Annotated in this window: 24 protein-coding genes and 2 pseudogenes; 16 read left to right on the top strand and 10 right to left on the bottom strand. The window is 46.5% G+C overall.

Going from position 1 to position 24524, the window contains the following annotated elements; translation table 11 throughout:
- Positions 1-6 precede the first annotated feature (6 nt).
- The 3 genes from RLO19_RS18520 to RLO19_RS18510 all read right to left on the bottom strand — a co-directional run bounded on the left by RLO19_RS18520 (position 7) and on the right by RLO19_RS18510 (position 1250).
- Positions 7-396: an alr0857 family protein gene (locus RLO19_RS18520; protein ID WP_446358770.1), complete on the bottom strand. Its 390-nt coding sequence runs from the start codon at positions 394-396 to the stop codon at positions 7-9.
- 16 nt (positions 397-412) lie between these two features.
- Positions 413-931: an HNH endonuclease gene (locus RLO19_RS18515; protein WP_446358768.1), complete on the bottom strand. Its 519-nt coding sequence runs from the start codon at positions 929-931 to the stop codon at positions 413-415.
- A gap of 82 nt (positions 932-1013) precedes the next feature.
- Positions 1014-1250: a hypothetical protein gene (locus tag RLO19_RS18510; protein ID WP_446358766.1), complete on the bottom strand. Its 237-nt coding sequence runs from the start codon at positions 1248-1250 to the stop codon at positions 1014-1016.
- A 519-nt stretch (positions 1251-1769) separates the two neighbouring features.
- Here RLO19_RS18510 and RLO19_RS18505 point away from each other — a divergent pair.
- On the top strand, positions 1770-2129 hold the full coding sequence (locus RLO19_RS18505) for a hypothetical protein (RefSeq protein ID WP_446358764.1): 360 nt from the start codon (positions 1770-1772) through the stop codon (positions 2127-2129).
- 805 nt (positions 2130-2934) lie between these two features.
- Here RLO19_RS18505 and RLO19_RS18500 read toward each other — a convergent pair.
- Positions 2935-3150, bottom strand: a pseudogene (locus tag RLO19_RS18500) (enediyne biosynthesis protein UnbU); the annotation flags it as partial.
- A gap of 1192 nt (positions 3151-4342) precedes the next feature.
- On the opposite strand from RLO19_RS18500, the gene RLO19_RS18495 reads away from it, so the two are divergent.
- Positions 4343-4693: a 4a-hydroxytetrahydrobiopterin dehydratase gene (locus tag RLO19_RS18495; RefSeq protein ID WP_446358763.1), complete on the top strand. Its 351-nt coding sequence runs from the start codon at positions 4343-4345 to the stop codon at positions 4691-4693.
- Positions 4694-4865: 172 nt separating this feature from the next.
- On the top strand, positions 4866-5831 hold the full coding sequence (locus RLO19_RS18490; RefSeq protein ID WP_446358761.1) for a phosphoribulokinase: 966 nt from the start codon (positions 4866-4868) through the stop codon (positions 5829-5831).
- Between the two features lie 111 nt (positions 5832-5942).
- On the opposite strand, the gene RLO19_RS18485 is transcribed toward RLO19_RS18490, so the two are convergent.
- Both RLO19_RS18485 and RLO19_RS18480 read right to left on the bottom strand, forming a co-directional pair.
- Positions 5943-6947, bottom strand: a complete 1005-nt coding sequence (locus RLO19_RS18485; protein ID WP_446358759.1) for a hypothetical protein — start codon at positions 6945-6947, stop codon at positions 5943-5945.
- Positions 6948-7031: 84 nt separating this feature from the next.
- A complete protein-coding gene (locus RLO19_RS18480) occupies positions 7032-7970 on the bottom strand; it encodes a serine hydrolase (RefSeq protein ID WP_446358757.1) in 939 nt (312 codons plus the stop codon).
- A gap of 37 nt (positions 7971-8007) precedes the next feature.
- Between RLO19_RS18480 and RLO19_RS18475 the strand changes: the two genes are divergently transcribed.
- From RLO19_RS18475 to RLO19_RS18465, 3 genes are all read left to right on the top strand, one after another.
- Positions 8008-8700, top strand: a complete 693-nt coding sequence (locus RLO19_RS18475; RefSeq protein WP_446358755.1) for a C40 family peptidase — start codon at positions 8008-8010, stop codon at positions 8698-8700.
- A gap of 721 nt (positions 8701-9421) precedes the next feature.
- Positions 9422-10045 (top strand): J domain-containing protein, encoded by a 624-nt coding sequence (locus tag RLO19_RS18470; RefSeq protein ID WP_446358753.1) that lies wholly within the window; start codon positions 9422-9424, stop codon positions 10043-10045.
- An 8-nt stretch (positions 10046-10053) separates the two neighbouring features.
- The gene (locus RLO19_RS18465; RefSeq protein WP_446358751.1) at positions 10054-10326 is read left to right on the top strand and encodes a DUF3143 domain-containing protein; all 273 of its coding nucleotides are present in this window, start codon (positions 10054-10056) and stop codon (positions 10324-10326) included.
- A 38-nt stretch (positions 10327-10364) separates the two neighbouring features.
- Here the strand turns inward: RLO19_RS18465 and RLO19_RS18460 are convergent, their stop codons facing one another.
- From RLO19_RS18460 to lysA, 3 genes are all read right to left on the bottom strand, one after another.
- The gene (locus tag RLO19_RS18460) at positions 10365-11105 is read right to left on the bottom strand and encodes an isoprenyl transferase (RefSeq protein ID WP_446358749.1); all 741 of its coding nucleotides are present in this window, start codon (positions 11103-11105) and stop codon (positions 10365-10367) included.
- Positions 11106-11125: 20 nt separating this feature from the next.
- Complete coding sequence (cdaA, locus tag RLO19_RS18455; RefSeq protein ID WP_446358747.1) at positions 11126-12049, bottom strand: diadenylate cyclase CdaA; 924 nt, start codon at positions 12047-12049, stop codon at positions 11126-11128.
- Positions 12050-12207: 158 nt separating this feature from the next.
- Positions 12208-13626, bottom strand: coding sequence for a diaminopimelate decarboxylase (gene lysA, locus RLO19_RS18450; protein WP_446358745.1), 1419 nt, complete (start codon positions 13624-13626; stop codon positions 12208-12210).
- A gap of 76 nt (positions 13627-13702) precedes the next feature.
- Here lysA and rimI point away from each other — a divergent pair, with 76 nt between their 5' ends.
- The 3 genes from rimI to RLO19_RS18435 all read left to right on the top strand — a co-directional run bounded on the left by rimI (position 13703) and on the right by RLO19_RS18435 (position 17595).
- On the top strand, positions 13703-14338 hold the full coding sequence (gene rimI, locus RLO19_RS18445; RefSeq protein WP_446358743.1) for a ribosomal protein S18-alanine N-acetyltransferase: 636 nt from the start codon (positions 13703-13705) through the stop codon (positions 14336-14338).
- 247 nt (positions 14339-14585) lie between these two features.
- Entirely contained in the window at positions 14586-17060 is a 2475-nt protein-coding gene (locus tag RLO19_RS18440) for an ATP-dependent Clp protease ATP-binding subunit (protein WP_446358741.1), read from the top strand.
- A gap of 136 nt (positions 17061-17196) precedes the next feature.
- A complete protein-coding gene (locus tag RLO19_RS18435; RefSeq protein ID WP_446358739.1) occupies positions 17197-17595 on the top strand; it encodes an ExbD/TolR family protein in 399 nt (132 codons plus the stop codon).
- A gap of 684 nt (positions 17596-18279) precedes the next feature.
- Here the strand turns inward: RLO19_RS18435 and RLO19_RS18430 are convergent.
- Positions 18280-18771 (bottom strand): annotated as a pseudogene (locus tag RLO19_RS18430) (CIS tube protein); the annotation flags it as partial.
- Positions 18772-19047: 276 nt separating this feature from the next.
- On the opposite strand from RLO19_RS18430, the gene RLO19_RS18425 reads away from it, so the two are divergent.
- The 7 genes from RLO19_RS18425 to RLO19_RS18395 all read left to right on the top strand — a co-directional run bounded on the left by RLO19_RS18425 (position 19048) and on the right by RLO19_RS18395 (position 24516).
- Positions 19048-19530, top strand: a complete 483-nt coding sequence (locus RLO19_RS18425; RefSeq protein WP_446358737.1) for a hypothetical protein — start codon at positions 19048-19050, stop codon at positions 19528-19530.
- Positions 19531-19595: 65 nt separating this feature from the next.
- Positions 19596-21311 (top strand): phage tail sheath family protein, encoded by a 1716-nt coding sequence (locus RLO19_RS18420; RefSeq protein WP_446358735.1) that lies wholly within the window; start codon positions 19596-19598, stop codon positions 21309-21311.
- A gap of 526 nt (positions 21312-21837) precedes the next feature.
- Positions 21838-22326, top strand: a complete 489-nt coding sequence (locus RLO19_RS18415; protein WP_446358733.1) for a phage tail protein — start codon at positions 21838-21840, stop codon at positions 22324-22326.
- A 60-nt stretch (positions 22327-22386) separates the two neighbouring features.
- On the top strand, positions 22387-22875 hold the full coding sequence (locus tag RLO19_RS18410; protein WP_446358730.1) for a phage tail protein: 489 nt from the start codon (positions 22387-22389) through the stop codon (positions 22873-22875).
- Positions 22876-23003: 128 nt separating this feature from the next.
- Positions 23004-23498 (top strand): phage tail protein, encoded by a 495-nt coding sequence (locus tag RLO19_RS18405; RefSeq protein WP_446358728.1) that lies wholly within the window; start codon positions 23004-23006, stop codon positions 23496-23498.
- Positions 23495-23854, top strand: coding sequence for a hypothetical protein (locus tag RLO19_RS18400; protein ID WP_446358726.1), 360 nt, complete (start codon positions 23495-23497; stop codon positions 23852-23854). The genes RLO19_RS18405 and RLO19_RS18400 overlap by 4 nt, the downstream gene beginning before the upstream one ends.
- A gap of 344 nt (positions 23855-24198) precedes the next feature.
- Entirely contained in the window at positions 24199-24516 is a 318-nt protein-coding gene (locus tag RLO19_RS18395; protein WP_446358724.1) for a hypothetical protein, read from the top strand.
- The last annotated feature ends 8 nt before the right edge of the window (positions 24517-24524 follow it).

The raw sequence follows: 24524 nt of genomic DNA, 5'->3' as shown, positions 1-24524 counted from the left end.
CCTCGCTTATTCATTAGTAACAGAGGCATAAGTTTGAGAATCCTGCCACAGCTTAGAGAGAAAAAACTCGGTGCGATCGCTCAAGTTGACTACAAACACACCCTCTTCACCATTAGGATTGGATGTCATCCAGTTGCCTTTGAGGGTGACTTCGATAAAATCAGCATCACAAATCGATAGGGAAATGTCATCGATTGTTTGTTGCCGAACCGCCTTTTCTAAGTCAGCCAACTGAGGCATATCGGCAGGCAGTAAAAACGAAGCAGTGCTAGATTCAACCCAGAGGCTGGATGCGGCTCGCAGCGCCAACATGACTCGGGAAGTCACCCATTCCTCTAGAGAACCCGATAGACGCTCTAGGTAAAAGCCATTTTCAGTATAAGTAAGTTTCAGCATGACCTGATATCTCCTATTATTCCAGGTGTACGTGCTGTTCGCGCCAGAACTGTTCGGCAAAAGCCACAGTGGGATGCATGGGCGCTTTAGGCTGGGTGAGTAAAGTCATTCCCGCTTGCTCAGGTGTGCGATCGCCTTTTCGACTATTGCACTGTTCGCAGGCAGTAACTACATTGTCCCAACGATGGTTTCCGCCCTTAGAACGGGGGATAACGTGGTCGAGGGTGAGCCGTTTGGGGCTACCACAGTATTGGCAACGATGCTTGTCCCGGCGCAAGACTTCCCGGCGATTCACAGGGGGTACTTTCCAGACGCGATCGCAATTAGCTTTGGTCAAGCGAATCTGTTCAGGAACAAGTAAGACTAAGCTGGGTGAATGCACTGGATATCCTTGACCATTACACCAATCTAGCGGTTCGGCTTTCCCAGTAACCAGGAGCGTCACCGCCCGCTTCATGTTGACTCGACTCAGGGGTAGGTAGTTCTTGGAGAACACCACCACTGAGCGCCTTAATCTTTCAGTTACACTCGTCACGCTTTTTACTCCTTGGGATAAGAAACCCCGCTGCTGTTTGAGTCAGAGCGGGGGATTGGAAAAACGTTATGGTTTTCTTGTCCTATATCGGTACGGCTTGGATGCGCCTGTACCTCCCGCTTTTGTGATCCGGTTTTGGATTGATGGTTGTTAAATGCTCGGCGTCAAAATTAAATAAGTTGCCGATTTGGGCTGTACCTGGTTCTATCGAGCGATATCCATCCCCAATAAAAAACTCCACCGACAAACCCGCTGACTGCCAATCGCCGAGGCGACTGGTATCAGGGCAAGTGGTGGAGATGGATAGATGAAGGCTCACAGGAGGTAATTTGTTTCAATACTGCTTTGTGAACTACCTACACTATACCCGGAGGCTATAGTGTAGGCTTCGCGTCTCATTCGCCGATGCCTCTAGCAAGAAGTTGCCTTTGGTCTTACTCAGCATCTCTGGCTGGAATCCAACCTTTATCTCCGAGAGTTGGAGAACCCGCGCAGCCGCCCTGGTTCCCAAGGCAGAAATGTGAGAGCTTGTAGAGTTTTCCGATTTTACGGGCAGATTGACATGGACATCTAGATCCAGTGGTTTCTCTGATTCCCTAGTCTCAGCCGAGTACTTTTACACCATACAGGTAGCCTCTTAGTCCGCTAGGTGGGTCAACGACAAATATAAATTGTATCACAAATTGCTTGGTATGTCAGGATAAAATGGGAACAAGTTCCGTCTGAATGGCAATTCATCTCGCAGCTATACCCGAAGGGTTAGCGGGAGACTTCTCGCCGAACGAGTTAAATACTACACTTGTATTACGAACCTGTCCACATTGTTGAGGAAAAAAACATGATACGTGCCATTCCTAAGACTTCAACCACTGACATGGAAGTAACCAGCATCCGCTTAGAGAGGGAGTTAAAGGAGAAGCTCAAAGATCTTTCTGGCAACCAAGGCTATCAAGCCCTGATTCGAGATATCCTCTGGAATTATGTCCAGCATAAGTCGGGGGATTATCGACCTAACTTTTCCGTCTACGATATCAGAGCCAGCATTCGGGCTACCGCGCAGCAAGAAGAGCGGTGTGTACTCACGGGCAAGTTTATTCAACCTCAGGAACCCATGTTATTGGGACTGACGTTTAACGGTGATATGGTACCCCTCAGTCTGGAGAGTATGCCGCAGGAGACATCTAGAGCGGCGCGTTAGCCATCCACCTATTCAAAATGCGCTATCTGTAGGGACACGACATGTCGTGTCCCTACTATAAGTCCCTTTAAGAGTCATGATGGGAATTTTGGAGAAGGTGAACGCGCTATGGCGAAAATCAAAATCCTGCAAGAAGGTCAGTCCTACACCTTTCGGTCTTACTTCGAGTTACCCTATGAAGCGGATGATATTTTAGCTGAGTTCGACTACTCACTCGAAAGAGCCCAGTTATCTCTACCTAAAACAACTAAGCAGCTAACAAATTACTCAAGATATCAATTTGTTTATTGGTATTCATAGGTTCGCATGGTTGGATGTTGGGGGGAGATGATGTTTTTTTAACGCAGAGGGCGCAGAGGTTTACGCAGAGGGGCGCAGAGGGATTTGGCGGGTTTGAGTTGGGGTTTGTTGGTTTTAAATGCTAGTTTTTACCTCCTGATTGGGGATGGGTTGATTTAAACTGGCACAAGCGAGGGTGATATTCCCGGCGTGGGTTATTGATATCTGTTGATTTCCGGTAATTTCTGGTTTACCATCAGTTCACTATCTACGACTAATTCCACACCAGGAATATAGACTCGTGGATGTTCTAAGAACCGTTGGAAGGGAAGTTTGGATTGGTTTAATTTGAGGGTTGGGGCTTGACCAAATCGACCGGCTACAATGACTGAATTAGGGAGCGATCGCGTCTTGGTAGCGCATCAACACCACAAAGCCACAACCTTCACCCTGGGCAAATCCAGCATCGGTTAAGGCTTTACTGGCGATATCTAATGCCAACCAGTGGGTTAAATCAGCGGAATTATATGTATGACTGGGGACGCTGGTTAACTTTGGCGTCAATTAGTTCTAGAATTAGTTCGGTACTGTAGGCGGTGAATAGAGCAATTAAAGGTTGCGCCCAGGATTGCTCAAAGCCTAATACTGTATGTCCTAATAGGTTGAGAAAGGTAATCGCGATCGCGAAGCGGCGTAATCCGGCGAGACGGATTAATTTATACCCGTTAGTGTTTGAATTCATCATAATTGTTGATGGTTCAGTTGAGTCAGATAAGTGGCTATACACATTATGATTGAGTTTGGTGGGATGCGTTACGCTAGTGGCGTGATACGCCTAAATTGATAGAGTAGTAGGGGCGCAAGGCTTGCCCCCTGAAAACCATCGACGTGCGCCCGATTTAATTGTAAAATTTGTTCCACAATTTTAGCTGTGTCACACCACTACAATAATCAGAGTAAAGTTTAGTTAAATAGCCGTTTTTGCACAACCTGGAGCCGATTTTTCCTAGGGCTAGTGACAAGAATAAAAAAAGCAAATACTTAGTCAAATTAATTCCTCTTAATTAAGTTCAAACTACATTTGCGTAAAAGCTACGCAAATGTAGTTTTTTTGTCCAAAGTCCAAAGTCCAGAGTTTGACCAATGACCACCAGACAATGGTTTTAGCCGACTCCCAGAGAGGGCGCGATCGCTTTCCCCCCCCCTTCCTCTTTCTTGGCAACAAGCCTGACTTTTGTCAAATACAATTTATACCAAATTAGATGAGCTTACCCTGGATGAATCGCTTCCCAGGTGCTATTCCCAAAGCTTACGACAGGACAGGTTTCCACCTTTCCTCTGCCTAGAGTGACACAAGAACGCTAATATCACATTTGTCAACTGGATTGGTAGATATACAATTCTATTATCCGTCAAAATTGGCTTGACAGACCACTAGACCAATAACCAATAAAAAAGAGAGCCACTCAAAGGACTCTCCCAATTATCAGGGTGCATCTATCTGTCACACTATATCATTTTTGGAGTTAGGGGTGTCACCCCCTTTTCTTGAATTTTTGGAGAACCTAGCCTAGGTTCGTAAACCAGCGATAACCAGCCAAGAAAATTATTATCGTCAGTTGGGATTGAGAGACCGGATTCTCAACCTACCTTTGGTCTCCTCTCAGGCAGAACCCGCGCAGCCGCCCTTCCAAGGCAGAATGAAAGTTTTTGCCGCTTGGTTTTCGAGGTTTGCGGCTATAATTATAGCCTATTCAGCTTACTATAACATATCCAAGTCATTGATAGTAAAGTCTCTTAAGCATAAGTTTAGAAAAACAAGTTTTGTCACAAGGCACGATTCATCTCGCCGCCAAATCGTAGATTATGCCGGGAGACTTCTCGCACAATCAAGTTAAAATGTGAAAGTGAGGGAAATCAGAAGGAGAATCGCTATGGCTCAATTAAACCAACAAAAATGCGAAGCTTGCACCAAGAATTCATCCCCCGTTAGCCAAGAAGAGATCGCCCAACTTAAACCGGAAATTCCCGACTGGAACCTAATTCAGCCACAAGGGGAAGCCCGCTTAGAACGCTCTTATGAATTTCCCGATTTCAAAACAGCGCTTACCTTTACCGACCGTGTGGGTGAAATTGCCGAGGAACAAGGACATCACCCCGCTATTTTAACCGAATATGGTAAAGTCACTGTAACCTGGTGGACTCACGCGATCTCCGGCTTACACAAAAACGACTTTATCATGGCGGCAAAAACGGATGATCTTGCTAGTGAGATGGCTAGCTGAGGTGTAGGGAGATGGGGAAGATGGGGGAGATTGGGGAGATGGAACAGTTGTGATTTAACTCAAAACTCTACCTTACCCAATTCCCGAATGAATGACAAATGACAAAATACTCCCTTCCCCCCTAGAATAAGACGAATCAGGAGTTCCCTAATTTTATAATCATCGAAGACCTATGACTCATCGCCCTATTATCCTCGGTATTGTCGGTGATAGCGCTGCTGGCAAAACAACGCTAACACGAGGAATTGCACAAATATTGGGCGAAGATGAAGTCACAATCCTCTGTACCGATGATTACCACCGCTATGATCGCCAGCAACGGGCGCAAAAAGCGATTTCAGCCCTCCATCCTGACTGTAACTATTTGGATATCATGCAGCAGCATCTGGGTTTGCTGCGAACTGGACAATCGATTCTCAAACCTATTTACAACCACAACACCGGCACCTTTGAACCACCAGAGTACATTCAACCCCGCCGATTTGTCATTGTTGAAGGATTACTCGGTTATTCCACTCGCTTAGCGCGTGAGTGCTTCGATGTCAAGGTCTTTTTAGCACCACCAGAATCTCTGCGGAGTGAGTGGAAGATTAAGCGGGATACGCGCAAGCGGGGATATACGGAGGAACAGGTACTCGAACAGTTGAGAAAACGGGAAATGGATTCTGAAGAATTTATCCGTCCCCAGCGTAGATGGTCAGATATGGTGGTCAGCTTCTATCCCCCTGACGAGTTATCAGAGGAACAGAGTGATTTAATGCTGAATGTGCGGTTAGTCCTCAGACCGACGATTCCCCATCCAGACTTTACCCGACTCCTGAGTCCCAGCAAATCCCATCTAAGTACAGCCATTCGTCTAGAATTAGACCGAGATATGGGTAAACCTGTAGATGTTCTGGAAATCGATGGTCATGCGACAGAGGAACAGGTACGGGAATTAGAGAGGATTTTATGTAGCGAAATTCCTTACTTGGGTAAATACTGTACATTAGAAGGTGATCCTGATATCGGTAAGGTTACGGGAACAACAGGGGAAATACTCCAGAGTTATCCCCTAGCTTTAACCCAACTGTTGATTACCTATCACATGCTCAAAGCCGCTCATATTTATCAGTCCAGTGAACCCGCTTTAACTTAATTCGCTTTTTATCCAAGGGTTTGAATAGAGGGCGACCCGACTTAATTGAGTGGAGTGGTATTGTTAATTTAGGTAAGCGGGTCGCCCCTACAGATAAAAATTGGTTAGGAACTAGAAATCAGCAAAGGTGTAACCTACGCCGAGGATGATACCGACATCGGTCTGATCTTCGATAAAACCAATATTGATTGACCCATTGGCGACAAACGATCGCGACAAGGGTACATCCACACCCCCAGTGAGTAAGAATCCAATATTATCATCGCTATCCGTTGACAAGGCGACACCTCCGCCTAAAAACGGGGCGAAGCGGACAGGTTCAAAGGGATCGACGCGAGGAATGACAAAGTCGTAAGTGAGCGGCACCATAAAGACGGCATCATCGCCAATTATCACACCAGGTCGCAGGGATAGGTTACGAGATAATCCGATTTTGCCATTTATCACAAAACCAGCATCCCCTAAACCCGTCTCACCACCATCATCGTTGGCGTTATTGTCATCGTCACCTTCGGTTAAACCAATGTTGACACCAACCCCCACATAATTGGGAACCCGATCAGTTCCCCGACGGATATCCAGATCGGTTTGAGCGAGAGTCTGTGATTCATTTAACAGGATTTCTGAGTCCTGAGTCGGCTGTAGGGTCAGCAAATCAGCCGATGAGGTCAGGGTTTGGGGGACAGGTTGAGTTGCGAGAGCATCGTCAAGACGAGTGAAACTCTTTACAGATGAGGCTTGATCTTCCGAAACCCTGGGATTGACCGAACTCTGGGTTGCTGCTGGATTGCTGGGGAGTCCTTTACTCCACGACACGGAAGGAGTCGGCGATTCTACAGTAGCACTGGGTATGGGTGTAGCTTGTGAGAGTGAAGACTCAGCCGGAAGATTGACCAAACCCTGAGTCAGTGCGGGATCACCTGTCAATCGGTTAACCCAAGCATTGGCGGGTTCAGCCGTCCCCTCGGTGCGTACCTTAGCCGCGATGGATTCTAAGCGAGTCAATGATCCACCCTGACTGGATACTTGAGCGTTAACGGGTAACCCATGGTTACCCATGGCGACTATCCCTAAACCCACGCCGTAAGTAGCGGAGCGTAAAAGATGATGTTTCAAGGTCACTCCTCAACAGAAAATTCAAAGGTTGAAATTAGCAAAGCTGATTTGCTTATATTGTCTAGGATTGCCCTTTCCTAGCCACTAAGTCAATATACTCATTGCGTTTACGACCTTTTGAGAAATAAAAGGGAGAAGGTCTTGATTTTGACTATGAGTTTTGCTTTGAGTAAATACAACCAGTAGATAAGGTAACATTGACGGGATCTCGATGTAAGCCGCATCATGTCGCATTGGGGTTGAATACCCGGATTTAGACCATAACTGAGCCTCTGGTGGAAGACCACCGCCTAAGAATCCTGTAATCTGATTATGGGGGTTATTCTGGAGAGTGGCTGGGTTCAGGCTGCGTTTTAGCAGGCTCATCATCAATTGCGATCGCACTCCAGAAACCGCCACGCCACCCACGATACTATGGAGTAGCCGTGCTGTGGCATTCGTGGTTAACATATTCCGATTTTCCATCAATGTTCCCATAAATCGCCGTTCCCGACCATAGGGTCCATCACTCCAGGTTTTTTGATTGACGTTAATTGATTCTAAGTCTTGCCAACCGAGAGATTGAAAGTAACGATTAACGATATTACGTTGTAGTTTCCAGGTTTCCAACGGACCAGGAGTTAACTCTGGACCACTGGTTGTCCCACTCAAAACATCGACGACTAGACTTAATGCATCATGGCTAGAGTCAACAATCATATTCTGAATCCCTCGATTCAGTTCATCGGATTGTCCAACCATGGAGGTTTCTAACCATTCTTGGATGGCTACCAGATAAAATAGGGCAACCAAATCTGCTGGGTAAATTCGCTCAACACCCCGATAACTAAAGCCTCGGACTGGATATTTCCAAAATTCATCGGAAGAAAGCGCCCCTCCTGTATTTACGGGGATGGGGGGATCATAGACAATCCAGGTGAGAGCGATTTGATTGCGGGCGAATCCAGGAAACTCTAACCAGGTGGCGTCGAGAATCTCTGTGCCAATTTTTTCGAGTTGGTCGTCCTTACGAAAGAATGTCATAATCGGGTCTCAACGAGTTGTGTCAACTCTTGCCAATATGGTTGTATTCCAAGAATTATCTGAATTAAAACATGGTGAGTACCGTTGCCGTGTTAATTTAAATCTTTATGATTCTCCCACTTGTGCTAGTTTAGCGACTCAAGCGGCGGCTGGACGGTATTTGCAATCGGTATTATCCACAACGAGGGAACAGGCTATAGAGGTGCGGTTATGTGAGGATGGGTATGGAGCCTGGTTACGAGTTGAGGATATCACTCAACTGGAAATCGCCCCTCAACCCTATCACGCGATCGCACTCTCGCGCACTCAAATCCAAGAACGACTCCCGGCGGTTATTGCGTTTACGAAGAACGCGATGCAGCAGTCTAATTATTACCTCTGGGGGGGGACAGTTGGACCTAATTACGATTGTTCAGGATTGATGCAAACAGCGTTTGCGGCGTCGGGAATTTGGTTACCGAGAGATTCCTATCAGCAGCAGGCGTTTACTCAATCGATTCCTTTGCTGGAATTAGAAGCGGGTGATCTGGTTTTCTTTGGCACACCAGAGAAAATTAATCATGTGGGTCTTTTTTTAGGTGATGGCTATTATATTCACAGTTCGGGGAAAGAACAAGGTCGTAATGGTATTGGGATTGATCGGCTTTCGGAGCTGGGGGATAAAGTTAGTCAAACGTATTATCAGCAGTTTAGGGGAGCCGGGCGGGTCGTTGTCAGTTATTGCCCGTGATATGATTATTTTTTTAATGTCTGTAGTAAGCACTTTAGTGCTTAAAAGTAAAGCATTCAGACACTAAAGATTTTATGGTATAGTTTTTACCATGGGAAAATGTGCCTGCATATAACCTCTTTATTAAGCGTTTCAGACACAGATAGTAGACGGCGCGATCGCACAACTTGCCTGTTGGTTTGATTACCGCTTTATTTGACAATTCAGCCAAGATACAGAAAAAACAAATTGACTCGTAGGGGCGGGTTTTACTGTTACCTGTTGCCAGAAACCTCTCAATTCAATAAACCCGCCCTGACCACAACCACTAAGAACTAAGAACTACAAACTATGGTGCGATCGCACGATTTTATGGTAGAGTTTTACTATGGGAAAATGTGCCTGCCTATAACCTCTACATCAAGCCTTTCAGATAAGAGAAGTAGAAAGCGCGATCGCAAAACTTGCTTCTTGGTTTGATTACCGCTTTATTTGACAATTGAGCCAAGATACAGAAAAAACAAATTAACTCGTAGGGGCGGGTTTTACTGTTACCTGTTGCCAGAAACCTCTCAATTCAATAAACCCGCCCTGACTCCAAGTTTGTTTCTAGTTCCGTAAAATCTCTTCCTCAGGTTTGTCTAAGGCTAAAGCCCCTACGAAGAAACCAAACTCCCCCATCTGCTCACCAACCCAGAGCGATCGCGTAAAATGATAAAAACCGTTTGTTATACCAGCTAGGATGGCTCAAGACTGGGTAAAACAGAAGACTAGGACGAGCAAACAGCTACAACCCATAACCTATTATGGGATTCTGGGGGTACACCCCAGTGCATCTGCTCTAGATATCCGTCGTGCCTATCGGGAACTGAGTAAACGTTACCATCCCGATACCACCGACTTACCAAAAGCAACGGCAAAGACTAAGTTCCAACAGCTCAATGAAGCTTATGGGACACTGAGTAATCCAGAACGGCGAATCCTGTATGATCAAACTATTCGCTATTCTCGCGTCAACGTCATTCAACCTCCACCCGGATTGAACCGTCCCGTCGTGCGATCGCGAGTGGATCACTCATCCTCTGCCTACCTTGACCCCACTGACCGCCCTCTCTCCCCTGGCGAGTTATTTGCCCTATTTATTTTAGGCATAACCTTCGTGGGATGCTTGCTCCTGGCAATTGTGATTGGCTTAACCCGAGGAGACAATGCCTTTCAAGTTTCTGGGATATCTCTATCGAGTCGAGTCACCAATCAACCGATAACTCAATTACAACCAATCCCTCTATATCCCCCTGCTAACCAACATATCTCCCCATCTAATTCACCGTCAACCCCTGTTTTTGTTCCATCCCTCAATCTATAAAAACGTCTATGGTACTTCCTTCCTCTGACACCCCCCTCTATAACCATCCCCTTCCTGAAATCGAAAATTGGCTCCGTTCACAAGGATGTCAACAAGATAACAATGAACTCAATTGCTGGCGTGTGGAACGACCAACTTGGAAAGCCGAACTCTGTCTAGAAGTTGAGGAATTAGCCGTGCGCTACATTAATGCAGCAGAAGGAAGACGTGACATTTTGCGCTCATTCAAGTATTCCCTCAGTCGTGAAGATGTAGAAGCAGCAATTTTCTCTGGTCCATAAACGACCCATAGATTGTAGAAACGTAGCCTGCTACGTCTCTACAATTTACCAAATCGCCGATCTCGTTTCTGATAAGCAATTAAAGCTTGATGAAACGCTTCTCGGTCAAAATCGGGCCAAAACGTGTTTGTCGTATAAAATTCAGCATAAGCCATCTGCCAGAGGAGAAAATTCGACAAACGCATCTCTCCACTAGTGCGAATCAGCAAATCTGGATCACCAATATTAGCAGTATAAAGATGGCGAGAAAACAGCGCTTCGTCAATCTCCTCCGGTTGAATCTGACCGTGCTGAACCTGAGTCGCAATTGCCCGACAAGCCTGTAAAATCTCTTCACGTCCACCGTAATTGGTCGCCACAGTAAACTTAATCCCGGTATTATTTTCAGTTTGGGTCATCGCCCGTTCAATTTGGTCTTGCAGGGATTGCGGTAATGCCGTTAAATTCCCCACAAACTGAATGCGTACATTCTCCTCCATCATCTCTTGGAGTTCTCGCATCAATACCCGCTCAAACAGTGTCATTAAAAATTCCACTTCTTCGATAGGACGCCCCCAGTTTTCTGTGGAAAAGGCATAAGCGGTTAAGGCTTGGATTCCCCAATCATCACAACAGCGCAACAACCGTTTTAAGGCATCTACTCCTCGGCGATGACCCATAATCCGAGGAATACCTCGGCGTTTTGCCCAACGACCATTACCATCCATAATCACTGCTACATGTTTGGGTAGACGTTCCTGGTCGAGGTCGCTTGGTAATTCTTTTAGTATCGTTTGCATAATAGTTGTCTAAATAATAGTCATTTCTTATTCCGAGAAGTAGAGGACGGCAGACGGAGAAAGCGGGAAATGAGTAGCCATCCCTGAGACTTAACTTGGCGACCTAAACTACGTAAGCCGGGGGCAACTGCTTCACGGTCAACCGCTGTCGAAAATCGAGCCTCTAACAGTTCTTTGAGTTTACTACTCGTTAAAGGTCGATTGAGTCCGCCCCGTTCCGCCAATGAAATAGAACCCGTCTCCTCGGATACAACAATACAAAGGCAATTTTCCACCCGCTCAGTAATTCCCATCGCGGCTCGATGGCGCGTGCCAAGCTGTCGTGAGGCAGTTCGCTCGGATAGGGGTAAAATCACACCTGCTGCGGCTACACGAGACCCCCGAATCAATACTGCCCCATCATGGAGTAACGTCGTCGTCTGAAAGATAGTTTGCAGCAGTTCTTTAGACAATTCAGCATTCAACTGTACCCCCGGTACAGAAAAATCTCGCTCATCAATGGTTCCATTGGTCTCCATAATCATCAATGCGCCAGTCCGATTTTGAGATAATTCTTTAACCGCATCGACAATTTCATCAATAACACTATCTGGTTTAGGCATAGGGCGGCGTTGGGATTGAAACAACTGCCTAATTTCTCCCCGCCCGACTTGTTCGAGAAAGCGGCGAAATTCTGACTGAAAAATGACAGCCATCGCCACAGCCGAACCAACCACCAATTTTTCTAACACAAAACTCAACAGGGTCAATCCTAGTCGATTACTGACCGCTGCCGCTAGCATCAAGACGATTAGCCCTCGAACCATCCACAAAGTACGACGCTCCCCGATAATGAGGAGAACCATATAGGTGAGGGCTAGAACCAATCCGACATCAACGCTGTGCAGCAATAAGGATTGAACCCAGCCAGAGTCAGGAAAAGAACCCGACGACGACGCAGGCATTGAACTTAATTAAACGCTTAGCAACTGAGAGCTTGACTCTGGCTTGATTGTAGCGAGATTAGGCGGGGAGTTGCGACAGATTCGTCATTTGTCCTTTGTCCTCAGCTCCCCCAGCTCCCAGACGTGCCATGGCACGTCTCTACATGCTCCCCCATTCCTCATCCCTTATCCTGGGATACAAGTCGTTTCGGTAAATAATCCATGCGGATTAAGTCTTGATAGGTTTCTCGCTGCAAAATTAATTCAGCCGTTCCATCCTTAACTAACACCGCTGCAGGTCGAGGTACACGATTGTAGTTAGATGCCATGCTGTAATTGTATGCTCCAGTTCCCATGATTACGAGCAAATCCCCCGGTTGGGTTTCGGGTAATTGGGCATCTTTGAGTAAAATATCCCCCGATTCACAATGTTTACCCGCAATTGTGACAGTTTCGGTTATTGGTGCTGACATGCGATTGGCAACCACCGGACGATAAACCGATTGATAAGTAATCGGACGTGGATTATCGGACATCCCCCCATCGACGGCTATGTAGGTTCGCGTTTGGGGGATCACCTTGCGACTGCCAATGGTATACGCCGTTACACAAGCAGGTCCAATAATTGATCGCCCCGGTTCGGATAATAACCGGGGTAAGGCCAACTGCTGCTGGTTACAGGCATTAACCACAGCTTCACAAACCCCCTTGACCCAATTATCAATCGTGGGGGGATCATCGTCTTCGGTATAACGAATTCCTAAACCGCCACCGATATTCAGTTCTTGAATGGATAGATTGAACACAGAGGCTTTCTGGAGATAATCAACCAAAACCGCCCCGAGATCTTTGTGGGGTTGACTCTCAAAAATTTGTGACCCGATGTGAGCATGTAAACCAATGCAGTCGAGGATAGGATGCTGGCTAATGAAGGCAAAAACTTGATCGAGACTGTGGGGATCAAAACCAAACTTGCTATCCAGGTGACCGGTGCGAATGTATTCATGGGTGTGACACTCGATCCCAGGTGTGATCCGAATCATGATCCGAACCTTAGCGTTCCCAGAGGTTTTCTGTGCCAAATCCGCCAGAGTTTCTAACTCCAAGTGGTTATCGACAACAATGGTACATTGGCTCTCAATGGCGAGTTGGAGTTCAGCGATAGACTTGTTATTGCCGTGGAAATACAGCTTATCAGCTTTTACCCCAGCTTCTAGTGCGGTGTAGAGTTCACCTCCGGATACGACATCAATCCCCAAACCTGCCGATGCCGCGATCGCACAAACCGCTAAACAATTCCAGGCTTTTGAAGCATACAGCACTAAGGTATCTCCGGGATAGTAACGAGCAAAGGCATCCCGATATTGGCGGCAAGCTGTTCTTAGGGTGACTTCATCTAGAATATAAAGGGGAGAACCAAACTCCTCAACTAAACCTTTAACATCACAGCCACCAATTTCCAGGCAGTCTTGGCTGTTAACAGTGGCTGTAAGCGGCAACAGTTCCTGATTGGGTGAGCGCTCATCGCCATGGAAATGCGATGATTGAAGATATCGCTGTCCAGAGTTTTGCACTTGAGTGGAGTCAGTCAATAGCATAATGTCGTTATCATCTTGAAATGGATATGGGCAGGTACACCAAAAGCGTCCGTTCCTTAGTGTACAATTGAGTGCTGTGACTGTCTTAGAACTAAAGCCGCTAACCACAGCACAACTGAGTGCGGCTGTTGATCTCGATCTTGTATGTTTTGGCGGGCTGTGGACGCGATCGGGCTACGAACGAGAGTTAAATAGCCCGAATAGTCAATTACTGGTTTTAGAAGCACACAACCCCTGGCATAAACGCCCAGTGGGTTGCCATTCAGCCGTCGTTAGACCACAAAATCCACTTGGGGAGGATCTACCCACGCACTCCCCTTTAGGGAATGCCTTAGTGGGTTTAGGTTGTTACTGGTCAATTCTGGAGGAAGCGCATATTACGATTTTGGCGGTGCATCCAAACTATCAACATCAGGGACTGGGGCAATTTTTACTGTATGCCTTACTCAAGGACGCTAAACAGCGTCAGTTGGAGTGGGCAACCTTAGAGGTCAAACCCTCGAATCACGCTGCCCTGTCTCTCTACCAAAAGTTTGATTTTATTCCAGCCGGACGACGCCGAGGATATTACCAAGATACGGGTGAAGATGCCCTAATTTTGTGGCGCAAGGGTTTACAACAGCCGGAATTTGAGCAAACCCTGCAAGAGTGCTATGAGCAAATCGTCTCCCGCTTAACCCGTCAGGGTTGGCAACTATTTAGTTATGTGTGATTTGTGATTTGTCATTGGTCATTTGTCACTTGTTGATTGTTCATAGAAAATTCTTCTGTCCCTAATCTGCCCCAGCTTGCCATAGTGCCATGGCACGTCTCTACTTCCCCAGCTTCCCAAATCCCTCCCCTGAGAGAGAGGAATTTGAAGATTAATTTAGACAGGTTGTTGTATAGGAGACAGCCTGAGAAGTCTCCTATGCTAGAATCAGCGTACACGGGCACGCAACAGGTGATGGAAATACGCCATGTTTGAACGCTTTACAGAAAAAGCCATTAAGGTGATCATGCTAGCCCAGGAAGAGGCACGTCGCCTGGGGCATAATTTTGTCGGCACGGAGCAAATCCTTCTGGGTTTGATCGGGGAGGGAACTGGCGTCGCCGCCAAAGTTCTCAAGTCGATGGGTGTCAATCTTAAAGATGCCCGGATTGAAGTTGAGAAAATCATTGGTAGAGGTTCCGGCTTTGTCGCTGTGGAAATTCCCTTTACCCCTAGGGCAAAACGAGTATTAGAATTATCACTCGAGGAAGCCCGCCAACTGGGTCATAACTATATCGGAACTGAGCATCTACTGCTGGGGTTGATCCGGGAAGGCGAAGGGGTGGCGGCACGAGTCTTGGAAAATTTGGGTGTAGACCTGACCAAAGTGAGAACTCAAGTCATCCGGATGCTGGGCGAGACGGCAGAAGTCACCAGTGGCGCATCTTCGGGTCGCACGAAAACACCAACCTTAGATGAATTTGGGAGCAATCTGACCCAAATGGCGGGTGAAGGTAAACTTGATCCGGTAGTGGGACGCGCTAAAGAAATTGAGCGCGTTATCCAAATTTTGGGACGTCGCACCAAAAATAACCCTGTATTGATAGGGGAACCAGGGGTCGGCAAAACCGCGATCGCAGAAGGATTGGCGCAGCGAATTGCCAATAACGATATCCCAGATATCTTAGAAGAAAAGCGCGTCGTTACTCTGGACATCGGGCTACTGGTGGCGGGGACGAAGTATCGGGGTGAGTTTGAAGAACGCCTCAAGAAAATCATGGATGAAATTCGTCAAGCTGCCAATGTGATTTTGGTGATTGACGAGGTTCATACCCTGATTGGTGCAGGTGCGGCTGAAGGGGCAATTGATGCCGCAAATATCCTGAAACCGGCTTTAGCCAGAGGCGAACTCCAATGCATTGGGGCGACAACCCTGGATGAGTATCGTAAACATATTGAACGGGATGCGGCATTAGAACGGCGCTTCCAACCCGTGATGGTAGGTGAACCGTCTGTTGAAGAGACGATTGAGATTTTATACGGGTTGCGCGAACGCTATGAACAGCATCACAAGCTGAAAATTTTAGATGAAGCCCTGGATGCAGCGGCAAAACTGTCAGATCGCTATATCTCAGATCGGTATTTGCCAGATAAGGCGATTGACTTGATCGATGAAGCCGGTAGCCGAGTGCGTCTAATTAACTCCCAGCTTCCCCCAGCAGCTAAAGAGTTAGATAAGGAACTGCGACAAGTCCTGAAAGAAAAAGACGACGCCGTGCGATCGCAAGACTTTGACCGGGCGGGGGAACTGCGCGATCGGGAAATGGAAATTAAAAGCGAAATTCGCGCGATCGCTCAAAATAAAAAGACAGAAACGGGAACGGATGATTCTCCGGTTGTTGATGAGGAAGATATCGCCCACATTGTCGCATCCTGGACGGGTGTACCCGTTAGCAAGCTAACTGAATCCGAGTCCGAGAAGCTGCTGCACATGGAAGATACGCTGCACCAGCGCCTCATCGGTCAGGAAGATGCGGTGAAAGCGGTGTCTCGCGCGATTCGACGGGCAAGGGTAGGTTTGAAGAATCCCAACCGTCCCATCGCCAGCTTTGTCTTCTCAGGTCCTACCGGGGTGGGTAAAACTGAGTTAGCCAAATCCTTGGCGGCTTACTTCTTCGGCTCAGAAGACGCGATGATTCGCTTGGATATGTCCGAGTACATGGAACGCCATACCGTCAGTAAATTGATTGGTTCGCCTCCAGGGTACGTCGGGTACAACGAAGGCGGTCAACTAACTGAAGCAGTACGTCGTCGTCCCTACACGGTGGTGCTATTCGACGAAATCGAAAAAGCTCATCCTGATGTCTTTAACATGCTGCTGCAAATCCTGGAAGACGGGCGTCTCACGGATGCTAAGGGGCGGACCGTAGACTTTAAGAACACCCTATTAATCATGACCTCTAATATCGGGTCTAAGGTTATTGAAAAAGGTGGCGGTGGTTTAGGCTTTGAGTTAAGTGACAACGAAGCCGAATCCCAGTACAACCGCATCCGTTCTTTGGTCAATGAGGAACTCAAGCAGTACTTCCGTCCAGAATTCCTCAACCGTTTGGATGAGATTATTGTCTTCCGTCAGCTTAGCAAAGACGAGATCAAGGAAATCTGCGATATCCTACTGCGGGAAGTCTTCAAGCGTCTCACAGAACAGGGAATTACCTTGGAAGTCACCGATCGCTTCAAAGAACGGTTGGTGGAAGAAGGGTACAGTCCGTCTTATGGCGCAAGACCCCTGCGTCGGGCAATCATGCGCTTGTTAGAAGACGTATTAGCAGAAGAAATCCTCTCGACTCGCCTGCAAGAAGGAGACAGCGCTATTGTCGATGTGGATGAAGAGGGCAAAGTGAAAGTTATTCCTGGAGAACCTGGTGAACAACGGGAACTTTTACCTCAAGGTGCTGAATAATCCACTCGATTGATAATTCCGATTTGGCGGTAGAGAAGGTTAGCCTTTTCTACCGTTTTTATTTGTCATTTGTTATTCCGTCGTCAGTAAACAACCTCAACTCAAGACGCGATGCAAGAAGCGTCTCTACACTACTATGCGTCTACCTGATGATTCAGAAACACCATTCCAGATTAATATCGTGCCGATGATTGATGCGATATTCGCCATCTTGGCATTTTTTATAATTTCAACTCTTTATTTAACCCGATCTGAAGGATTACCTGTTAATTTGCCGACGGCGACAACCGCAGAAAGTCAGCTACAAGACCGAATAATTACGATCACAATTCAGGAAAATAGTGCAATTTTTATTAACCGGGAACCGATTGAATTATCGCAACTTGAAGCAGGAATAGAGTCATTGGTTACGGCAAATTCTCAAGTCTTGGTGATTATTAATGCCGATGAAAATGTCCCTCATGGTCGAGTTGTTAGCGTTATGGATCGCTTACGTTTAGTCGAAGGCATTCGTTTAGCGATCGCGACTCAGTAGAGGCAATGAAATAAGCGGTTCAGCATTTACAGCGCTTTTCAAGTATAGCAGTAGACACATCGATTAGGACTTTCCTTTCCTGTTGTTCCATACGTTCCGCCGGAAAGTCTGGAAAAAATGATTCTCCTACGAAGTCGGGGATCTTGCTCGCTACTAATACCCAATTTAATTTGTTTCATGATGTTCATTCTTCAAGTTGAGAAGCAGCTTGGGACGCCGCATCAGAGGCTTGGGAAGCAGCTTGGGACGCCGCCTGAGACGCCGCATCAGAGGCTTGAGAGGCAGCTTGGGAAGCCGTATCAGCCGCCTGGGAAGCAGCATCGGAGACTTGAGAAGCAGCCTGAGACGCCGCATTAGCTGCCTGAGACGCCGCATCAGAGACTTGAGAAGCCGCCTGGGAAGCAGCATCGGAGACTTGAGAGCCGCATCAGAGGCTTGGGAAGCAGCTTGAGAAGCCGCATCAGAGGCTTGAGAAGCAGCTTGAGACGCCACATTAGCCGCCTGAGAAGCCGCATCAGAGGCTTGAGAGGCAGCCTGGGATGCTGCATTAGCTGCACCCCCCAAACCTCCCATAGTCAGTGAACTTGCCGATGGTGCTGCTTGAGGCGAGGGACTTAACGTGGGTGAACTCGCGCCAGAGCCTGATTTAAGCCGAGCCTTACGACTGGACAAGCTATCTTGTTGGCGTTGACTGGCATTCGACTTAGGCGTAGACATACCCGGTTGGGATATGGACTCATCAATCTCTTCTAAAGTTAAGTTAATCTTGGCGCGTACTGGTGTCCCATCCGGCAGAAACATCGTCAGATTGTAATCAAGTTTGGTGACAAAGCAGCGGATATACTTTTGAGAACCCCAGGTAAACACATAAGTTGGTGGACGTTTCTCTCGACCTGCTCCTGACTCGGCAAAATCAACCGCTTTTTGAAATGATTTGATATACTTTAGAACACTCTCCCCTCGCTCGTAGGTATCAAAAATTAGGTCATTGATGGTGAGGATGACGGGTTCAGGATAAGCAAAGTTAACTTTAGGCAATCCCCTCCCTGTCCGCGCTCCACTATTTTTAGTTAGATTAATTTGCTGATTGAACGCCAACTGGTTGGGATTAAACATAAATTCAATAGTTCCGCCACCATCAGTTGAAATCAGTTGCGCTTTCACAAGTTGTGACATAACAGGAGTCCTTATCCCTATTTCACCCAGTCTTCAGAACTCAAACATTTTACTTTTCTTTACAATTTTAGCCGAATTGAGATAAAAAATGCTGGACAATAATCATAGCCTAAACCTGGGTAACCTTTTCAAGTAGGTCGAGACAAAAATAATTTTTTTTTAAGGTTTAATAATTTGTAAAGATATTCATGGCAAATTTTCGACTATAGTTTAATAAAATAGTTAAGGTTAGCCTCTCTGATTACGCTTATGCGTCCAGCATAATCACGCACTTCTATGATCGCTGCTGTTGCCCCAACCTGGGTAAATATACCTGTTACGGTCAGAGTCTGTCATTCTGAACGCAGCGATAGCGGAGTGAAGAATCTTACCAGATGCTTCGCTGCGCTCTATTCGATTCAGTATGACAAAAGCTCAATTGGTGCCCGCCAACAGTATATCTTGTCTGAGGTAAGTTCCCAGATTGGCAGAACGCTATTTCTTTTAACCCAATGGGTCTATACTGCTTTAAATAAGCAAGGGTCGTTCTATAAGAACTTAACTGAGCTACGGCGTCATCGCTGGTTGCGACAACAAAAGGTAATGGCTCCTGTACGAACAGGTTCTGACATGCTATCACTGAAAGATATTATTCAGAGGTTGGCTAGATGCAGCAGCCTTACGGAATACATTAGGGATTTTGGCACATCCAGCGTTGTCTGCTTGTGCGCTTGTTCCTTTCAATTGGCACAGAAAACTGCCCCTGTCAACAGTGTATAGAGTTTGACGCGCTAAGGTTGTTTTTCTGTTGGCTGATTTAAGTCCTAAATGGAGGAATATTACTCATGCCATTAGATTATTTTGCCCCAGGAGTCTACGTTGAAGAGGTAGACCGTGGCAGTCGCCCGATTGAGGGCATTAGTATGAGTGTCGCTGGGTTTATTGGTTTTACCGAGGATATACGCGGTGACGCCGAATTATTTAAACCCATGCTGATTACCACTTGGGATCAGTATTTGCAGTCGTTTGCCAAAGAAGGCTCCGATGGGTTCACCGACTTTGACGCCTATTTACCCTTTGCAGTTCAAGGGTGGTTCCTCAATGGTGGGGGACGCTGCTGGGTAACCAGTATTGGCACAAAATTACCGGGTTCCGAACCCCCGCCAATCGAGCAAACGGGGACTAAGGTTTTAACATCGGGAAATCGCCCCTCTTTGCAATTCACGCTCAAGCCGACTGAATCAGAAGAAGGGGGCGCTTTAGCGCTACCCGGTGCAGATGAACCTCGGCTGCGGGTGGTGATTCAAGAAAGTACACCGAAACCCTTACCCGAAGACGCACCAGAGGATGCCGAACCCCCGTACAACACCGGTGAATTCTTTGACCTGATTGTGGCACGGGGCGAAGAGGTATTGGAACGGTATGACCACCTGACGATGAATCCAGAAGTGGAAACGCAGGTGGCTGACTATGTGGTTACCGCTGTTGAAGATTCAGAATTTATCCAGGCGGTTGACATCTCCCAAAGCGGACAACCCTTGTCACGGCGCCCCATGCAAGGAGCGTATGAGATTACGCCGCCACCGTACATTTCTCCCCCAGACAACTTTGCCCGCGATTTACAAGGACAACGGGATGACCGCACGGGGACACAGGGGATTTTTGAAATTGATGAAGTCGCCATGATTGCTTGTCCTGACTTGATGAAAGTGTATCAAGAAGGATTGATGAACTTAGAACAAGTTCACGGTGTCATGGAAATGATGCTGAGTATGTGCGAGAATTCCTTCCCAGGTCCAGCGTACCGGATGGCGGTTCTTGACGCACCTCCGGTCAAGCCGACGAAAGGAGATACCCCAGTTGCGGCGGAACAACAGAAACCTCAAGATGTCGCGGCTTGGTTAAAACTGTTTAATCGCCGTTCCATGTTTGGCGCTCTCTATTATCCTTGGATTAAAGTGGCGAATCCTCGCAATGGCGGACGCCCCATTTATGTGCCACCTTGTGGTCACATGATGGGGATTTGGTGTCGCACGGATGAAACACGGGGCGTGTTCAAAGCACCGGCGAATGAAACGCCGCGTGGTGTGACGGGTTTAGCCTATGACACCAATATGCGGGAACAAGAACTGTTAAACCCGATGGGAATTAACTGTATCCGTAACTTCGCCAATTACAACCGAGGCTACAAGGTTTGGGGTGCTCGCACCTTGGTAGAACCGGATAACGTGCAATGGCGTTATATCAGTGTCCGCCGCTTACTCAGTTACATTGAGAAATCCATTGAAATTGGTACACAGTGGGTGGTGTTCGAGCCAAATGACCAAATTCTCTGGGCTCGTGTACGCCGTACAGTCAACAATTTCTTGGAGCGGCTTTGGCGTGAGGGAGCATTGTTTGGAACTTCCCCTTCAGAATCGTTCTATGTCAAGTGTGATGGGGAAATCAACACCCATGAGACGATTATGCTCGGTCGTCTCTATGTAGAAGTGGGTGTTTGTCCAGTGCGACCGGCTGAATTTGTGATTTTCCGGATTAGTCAGTGGGCACCGAATCAATAGGTTCTAAATCCTACCCAAGCAATTGCCTTGGGTAGGTATTAAAACCATGTAGGGGTGACCCGCTTGGATTAATGGAGAACTAGAGAAACAGGGCGGGTTTAGTCACATTGAGGTGCAACCGAAAAGATAGTAGTAAAACCCGCCCCTACATCGGGTCGCCCTGAATTGAGAGAGATTTCAACGCCTCCATTAATTTGGAATGGTTCCGCCAGTTAGGTGGTTTTAGCCTGTGGACTGGGAAGGTGCCGACACCTCCAGAATGAAGCAGGAAGTAAGCAGTAAGCCTAGTTATGAGTACCTCTGCCTAGATTTGCATAAGTCTTATGTAACGGAACTCGAATTTCATCGAACGCTTAACAGCAACTCACAGACCTTGACATTTTGTAATCGCTATGAACGAAAATTCATGCTATAACAGAAATCTCTAAATGCTAAAGTGTCTGATTATGGCTTGATAGTTTTGTCAATGTGTTAACTTATGTATCGTCAAGGTTAACTATTAACTTGAGAGTAAGGAGATAAAGATATGGCTGTCGAACTAAAAGGTCTTGCCCCTAGTAGTTTTTCCTGTGATATTGATGGTTTGGGTGAAATTTCATTTCAAAGTGTGAAAGTTCCTGAGTACAAGCCGAAACTAGCGGGTGAATCCGCCGTGGTCGGTTCAATGAAAGGTGGCAAATCAGAGCGGCAGATTAACTCGGCTGGCTTTGAGGAAGTGGTCACGTTTGATTTAGTCTGCCTTTCTAGTCCAAGTCCAACCAGTTCTAGTGTAGTCATGTGGAAATGGTTCAAAGCTTGCCTCCCTCCCTCCGATGGCGGTGAAGGAAAATGGGGTGAAAACAAAAAAACAGGAAGTATCTTTGCCTACAGTCATGATGATGCAATTATAGCTCAATGGGACTTCCAAGAAGCGTGGCCCTCGAAAATGAGCCTTTCCGAATTAGATGTCAACGGCAAAGATTATCTCAAAGAAACCTGGACAATAGTGTGCGAAAATTGCACCCGCGTGATGTAGGACATTTGAGGGATTTGATCATCAGCTATTTAATGAACTGAATTATCTGGGAGTTGAACCATGGCAGATATTGAATATAACACAAACGCTGCTTTCTTTTTTGATTGTGATGGAATGGAGATAGTTGTCGAAAAATGTACGATTCCTGCGATTGAAATGAAAGTGGCAGCAGGAAGCGGAGCCATCGGCTGCGGCAGAGATGGGAAAACCCAAACCCAAGCTACCCCGGGTGCAGTCGAGTATGGTTCTGCTCTTAAACTCGAATATGTGGCAGGTAACGAGGGAGATCAACAGAAAATAACCGATTGGTATAAGAAATGCCACGCGAGCTCGTTCTCCGGTGGAGCTACAGAGTCGAGGAAAAACCGAAAAACAGCATCACTGTTTATTTACGATATGAATGGAAATATTGGGTGTCAGTACGATTTCATCGATTGCTTCCCCAGCAACCTCACCCAAACCAGTCAATTAGATGTTAGTAAGCCGGGAGAAATGGCTAAAGATACGATGGAGATTCGATTCACGAAAATGGTACGAGCAGACGTGTGATGTGAGTATTGCCACAATTCTCAATCCAGTTTCTTGAATAAACTGCCTAGGTGTTTCTTTGGAAAACACCTGGCAGTGTTTTATTTGTTTCCGGAGGACAGGAGAGACAAAAGCAAAGGAGGTGAACAGTGGCAGAAGTTGAAATTCTGACGCGATCGCGCTATTTTCTAGAGTTAATCCTAGATGGGAGTAATGATTCTGTCGATGGTCTGTTTGAGGAATGTGCAGGCTTTAAAGCAACTCAGGATGTCGTTGAAGTCTGCGAAGTAACGCCGCAGAAGTGGGGTAAAAGCGGGAATTCTAGAGGGCGAGTGGTTCGCACAAAGGTTCCTGGTAATATCACCTATACAAATCTCACCTTGAAACGAGGCTTAAATATTTCCATGACCCTGTGGAATTGGCTAAATTCTGTTCAAGAAGGAGCGAATTGGGAAGATCAACGGCGTAATGGTGCGTTAGTTATCTATAATACTGCATCCGAGGAGCAGTTTCGATTTGAATTTAAAGGCGCATGGCCCGTTAGCTATAAAATTTCTGATTTGAGTGTCAAAGGAGATGATTATCAAATAGAAGAAGTCGAGGTGACAGTTGAACAGTTAAGACGGATTAAACCAGGTGCATGATTCAAACCGAGTTTGAATTTGATCTTCCCAAAGGATATCTAGATGGGGAGGGAAACTTACACCGCAAGGGTGTGATGCGATTAGCACGGGCGATTGATGAAATCGTTCCCATGCGTGATCCGCGTGTGAAATCCAATCCCGCTTATGCCACCGTGATTATTTTATCGCGAGTTATTCTGCGTTTGGGGGCTTTAGATGAAGTCACTCCTACGGTAATTGAAAATTTATTTGCCTGTGATCTCAATTATCTACAGCAATTTTATCGTAAAATTAACGAATTAGAACCTGATACTGAAGTAGAACAAACGTCTAGTTTATCGGCACAATCTGTATCAATTGTATCTGATTCTGAGTGAGATAAAATTCATTTTTTTGTCAGCAATAAATCTCAAAAAACAGGTTTTGACACAGGTGGTTAAGTAAAGGGCTACCCAATCCTCTGTAGGGGCGGGTTTTACTACTATCTTTTCGGTTGCACCTCAATGTGACTAAACTCGCCCTGTTTCTCTAGTTGTTGATGTGAATCCATGTCCACTTAAGCTCAACCCCTCACCCCCAGCCCCTCTCCATCCCCCCTAACCCCCCTTTGAAAGGGGGGAATGGGGAGAGGGGAGTAAAAGAATCCGGTAAAAAGACAAAAGACAAAAGACCAATGACAAATAACAAATAACAAATAACAAATAACAAATGACCAATAACTATGGACTATACATATTTTGAATTTACTCTACCCAAAGGTTTAGTTGATGCAAATGGTGGTATTCATCACCATGGGATCATGCGCCTGGTTACAGGCAAAGATGAGATTTTAGTTCACAAAGATAGCCAGGTTCAGCAAGACCCTTATTACCGAATTTTGGTCATTTTGTCTAGAGTCATAACCCGTATTGGAAACCTTTCTCCGGTTACACCAAAACTACTAGAACAACTTTTCTTAGTAGACTTGATCTACGTGCAGAACTTTTTTAATCGCATTAATCAGCATCAGGGAGGATTGGCGCGATCGGGGGAATTTTAGGCTACCCC

It is taken from the genome of Coleofasciculus sp. G2-EDA-02 (assembly GCF_040226375.1).
Lineage (GTDB): Bacteria > Cyanobacteriota > Cyanobacteriia > Cyanobacteriales > Coleofasciculaceae > Coleofasciculus.
Note: the sequence above shows the minus strand (reverse complement) of the source record. Positions and strands in the feature narration are given on the sequence as shown.

Coding starts and splice junctions, on each gene's coding strand:
- RLO19_RS18425 (WP_446358737.1), top strand. CDS start 19,048: ATGATCGCTGCTGTTGCCCCAACCTGGGTAAATATACCTGTTACGGTC.
- RLO19_RS18395 (WP_446358724.1), top strand. CDS start 24,199: ATGGACTATACATATTTTGAATTTACTCTACCCAAAGGTTTAGTTGAT.
- RLO19_RS18475 (WP_446358755.1), top strand. CDS start 8,008: ATGGTTGTATTCCAAGAATTATCTGAATTAAAACATGGTGAGTACCGT.
- RLO19_RS18495 (WP_446358763.1), top strand. CDS start 4,343: ATGGCTCAATTAAACCAACAAAAATGCGAAGCTTGCACCAAGAATTCA.
- RLO19_RS18465 (WP_446358751.1), top strand. CDS start 10,054: ATGGTACTTCCTTCCTCTGACACCCCCCTCTATAACCATCCCCTTCCT.
- lysA (WP_446358745.1), bottom strand. CDS start 13,626: ATGCTATTGACTGACTCCACTCAAGTGCAAAACTCTGGACAGCGATAT.
- RLO19_RS18460 (WP_446358749.1), bottom strand. CDS start 11,105: ATGCAAACGATACTAAAAGAATTACCAAGCGACCTCGACCAGGAACGT.
- RLO19_RS18400 (WP_446358726.1), top strand. CDS start 23,495: ATGATTCAAACCGAGTTTGAATTTGATCTTCCCAAAGGATATCTAGAT.
- RLO19_RS18440 (WP_446358741.1), top strand. CDS start 14,586: ATGTTTGAACGCTTTACAGAAAAAGCCATTAAGGTGATCATGCTAGCC.
- RLO19_RS18470 (WP_446358753.1), top strand. CDS start 9,422: ATGGCTCAAGACTGGGTAAAACAGAAGACTAGGACGAGCAAACAGCTA.
- RLO19_RS18520 (WP_446358770.1), bottom strand. CDS start 396: ATGCTGAAACTTACTTATACTGAAAATGGCTTTTACCTAGAGCGTCTA.
- RLO19_RS18480 (WP_446358757.1), bottom strand. CDS start 7,970: ATGACATTCTTTCGTAAGGACGACCAACTCGAAAAAATTGGCACAGAG.
- RLO19_RS18490 (WP_446358761.1), top strand. CDS start 4,866: ATGACTCATCGCCCTATTATCCTCGGTATTGTCGGTGATAGCGCTGCT.
- RLO19_RS18505 (WP_446358764.1), top strand. CDS start 1,770: ATGATACGTGCCATTCCTAAGACTTCAACCACTGACATGGAAGTAACC.
- RLO19_RS18420 (WP_446358735.1), top strand. CDS start 19,596: ATGCCATTAGATTATTTTGCCCCAGGAGTCTACGTTGAAGAGGTAGAC.
- cdaA (WP_446358747.1), bottom strand. CDS start 12,049: ATGCCTGCGTCGTCGTCGGGTTCTTTTCCTGACTCTGGCTGGGTTCAA.
- RLO19_RS18410 (WP_446358730.1), top strand. CDS start 22,387: ATGGCAGATATTGAATATAACACAAACGCTGCTTTCTTTTTTGATTGT.
- RLO19_RS18435 (WP_446358739.1), top strand. CDS start 17,197: ATGCGTCTACCTGATGATTCAGAAACACCATTCCAGATTAATATCGTG.
- RLO19_RS18415 (WP_446358733.1), top strand. CDS start 21,838: ATGGCTGTCGAACTAAAAGGTCTTGCCCCTAGTAGTTTTTCCTGTGAT.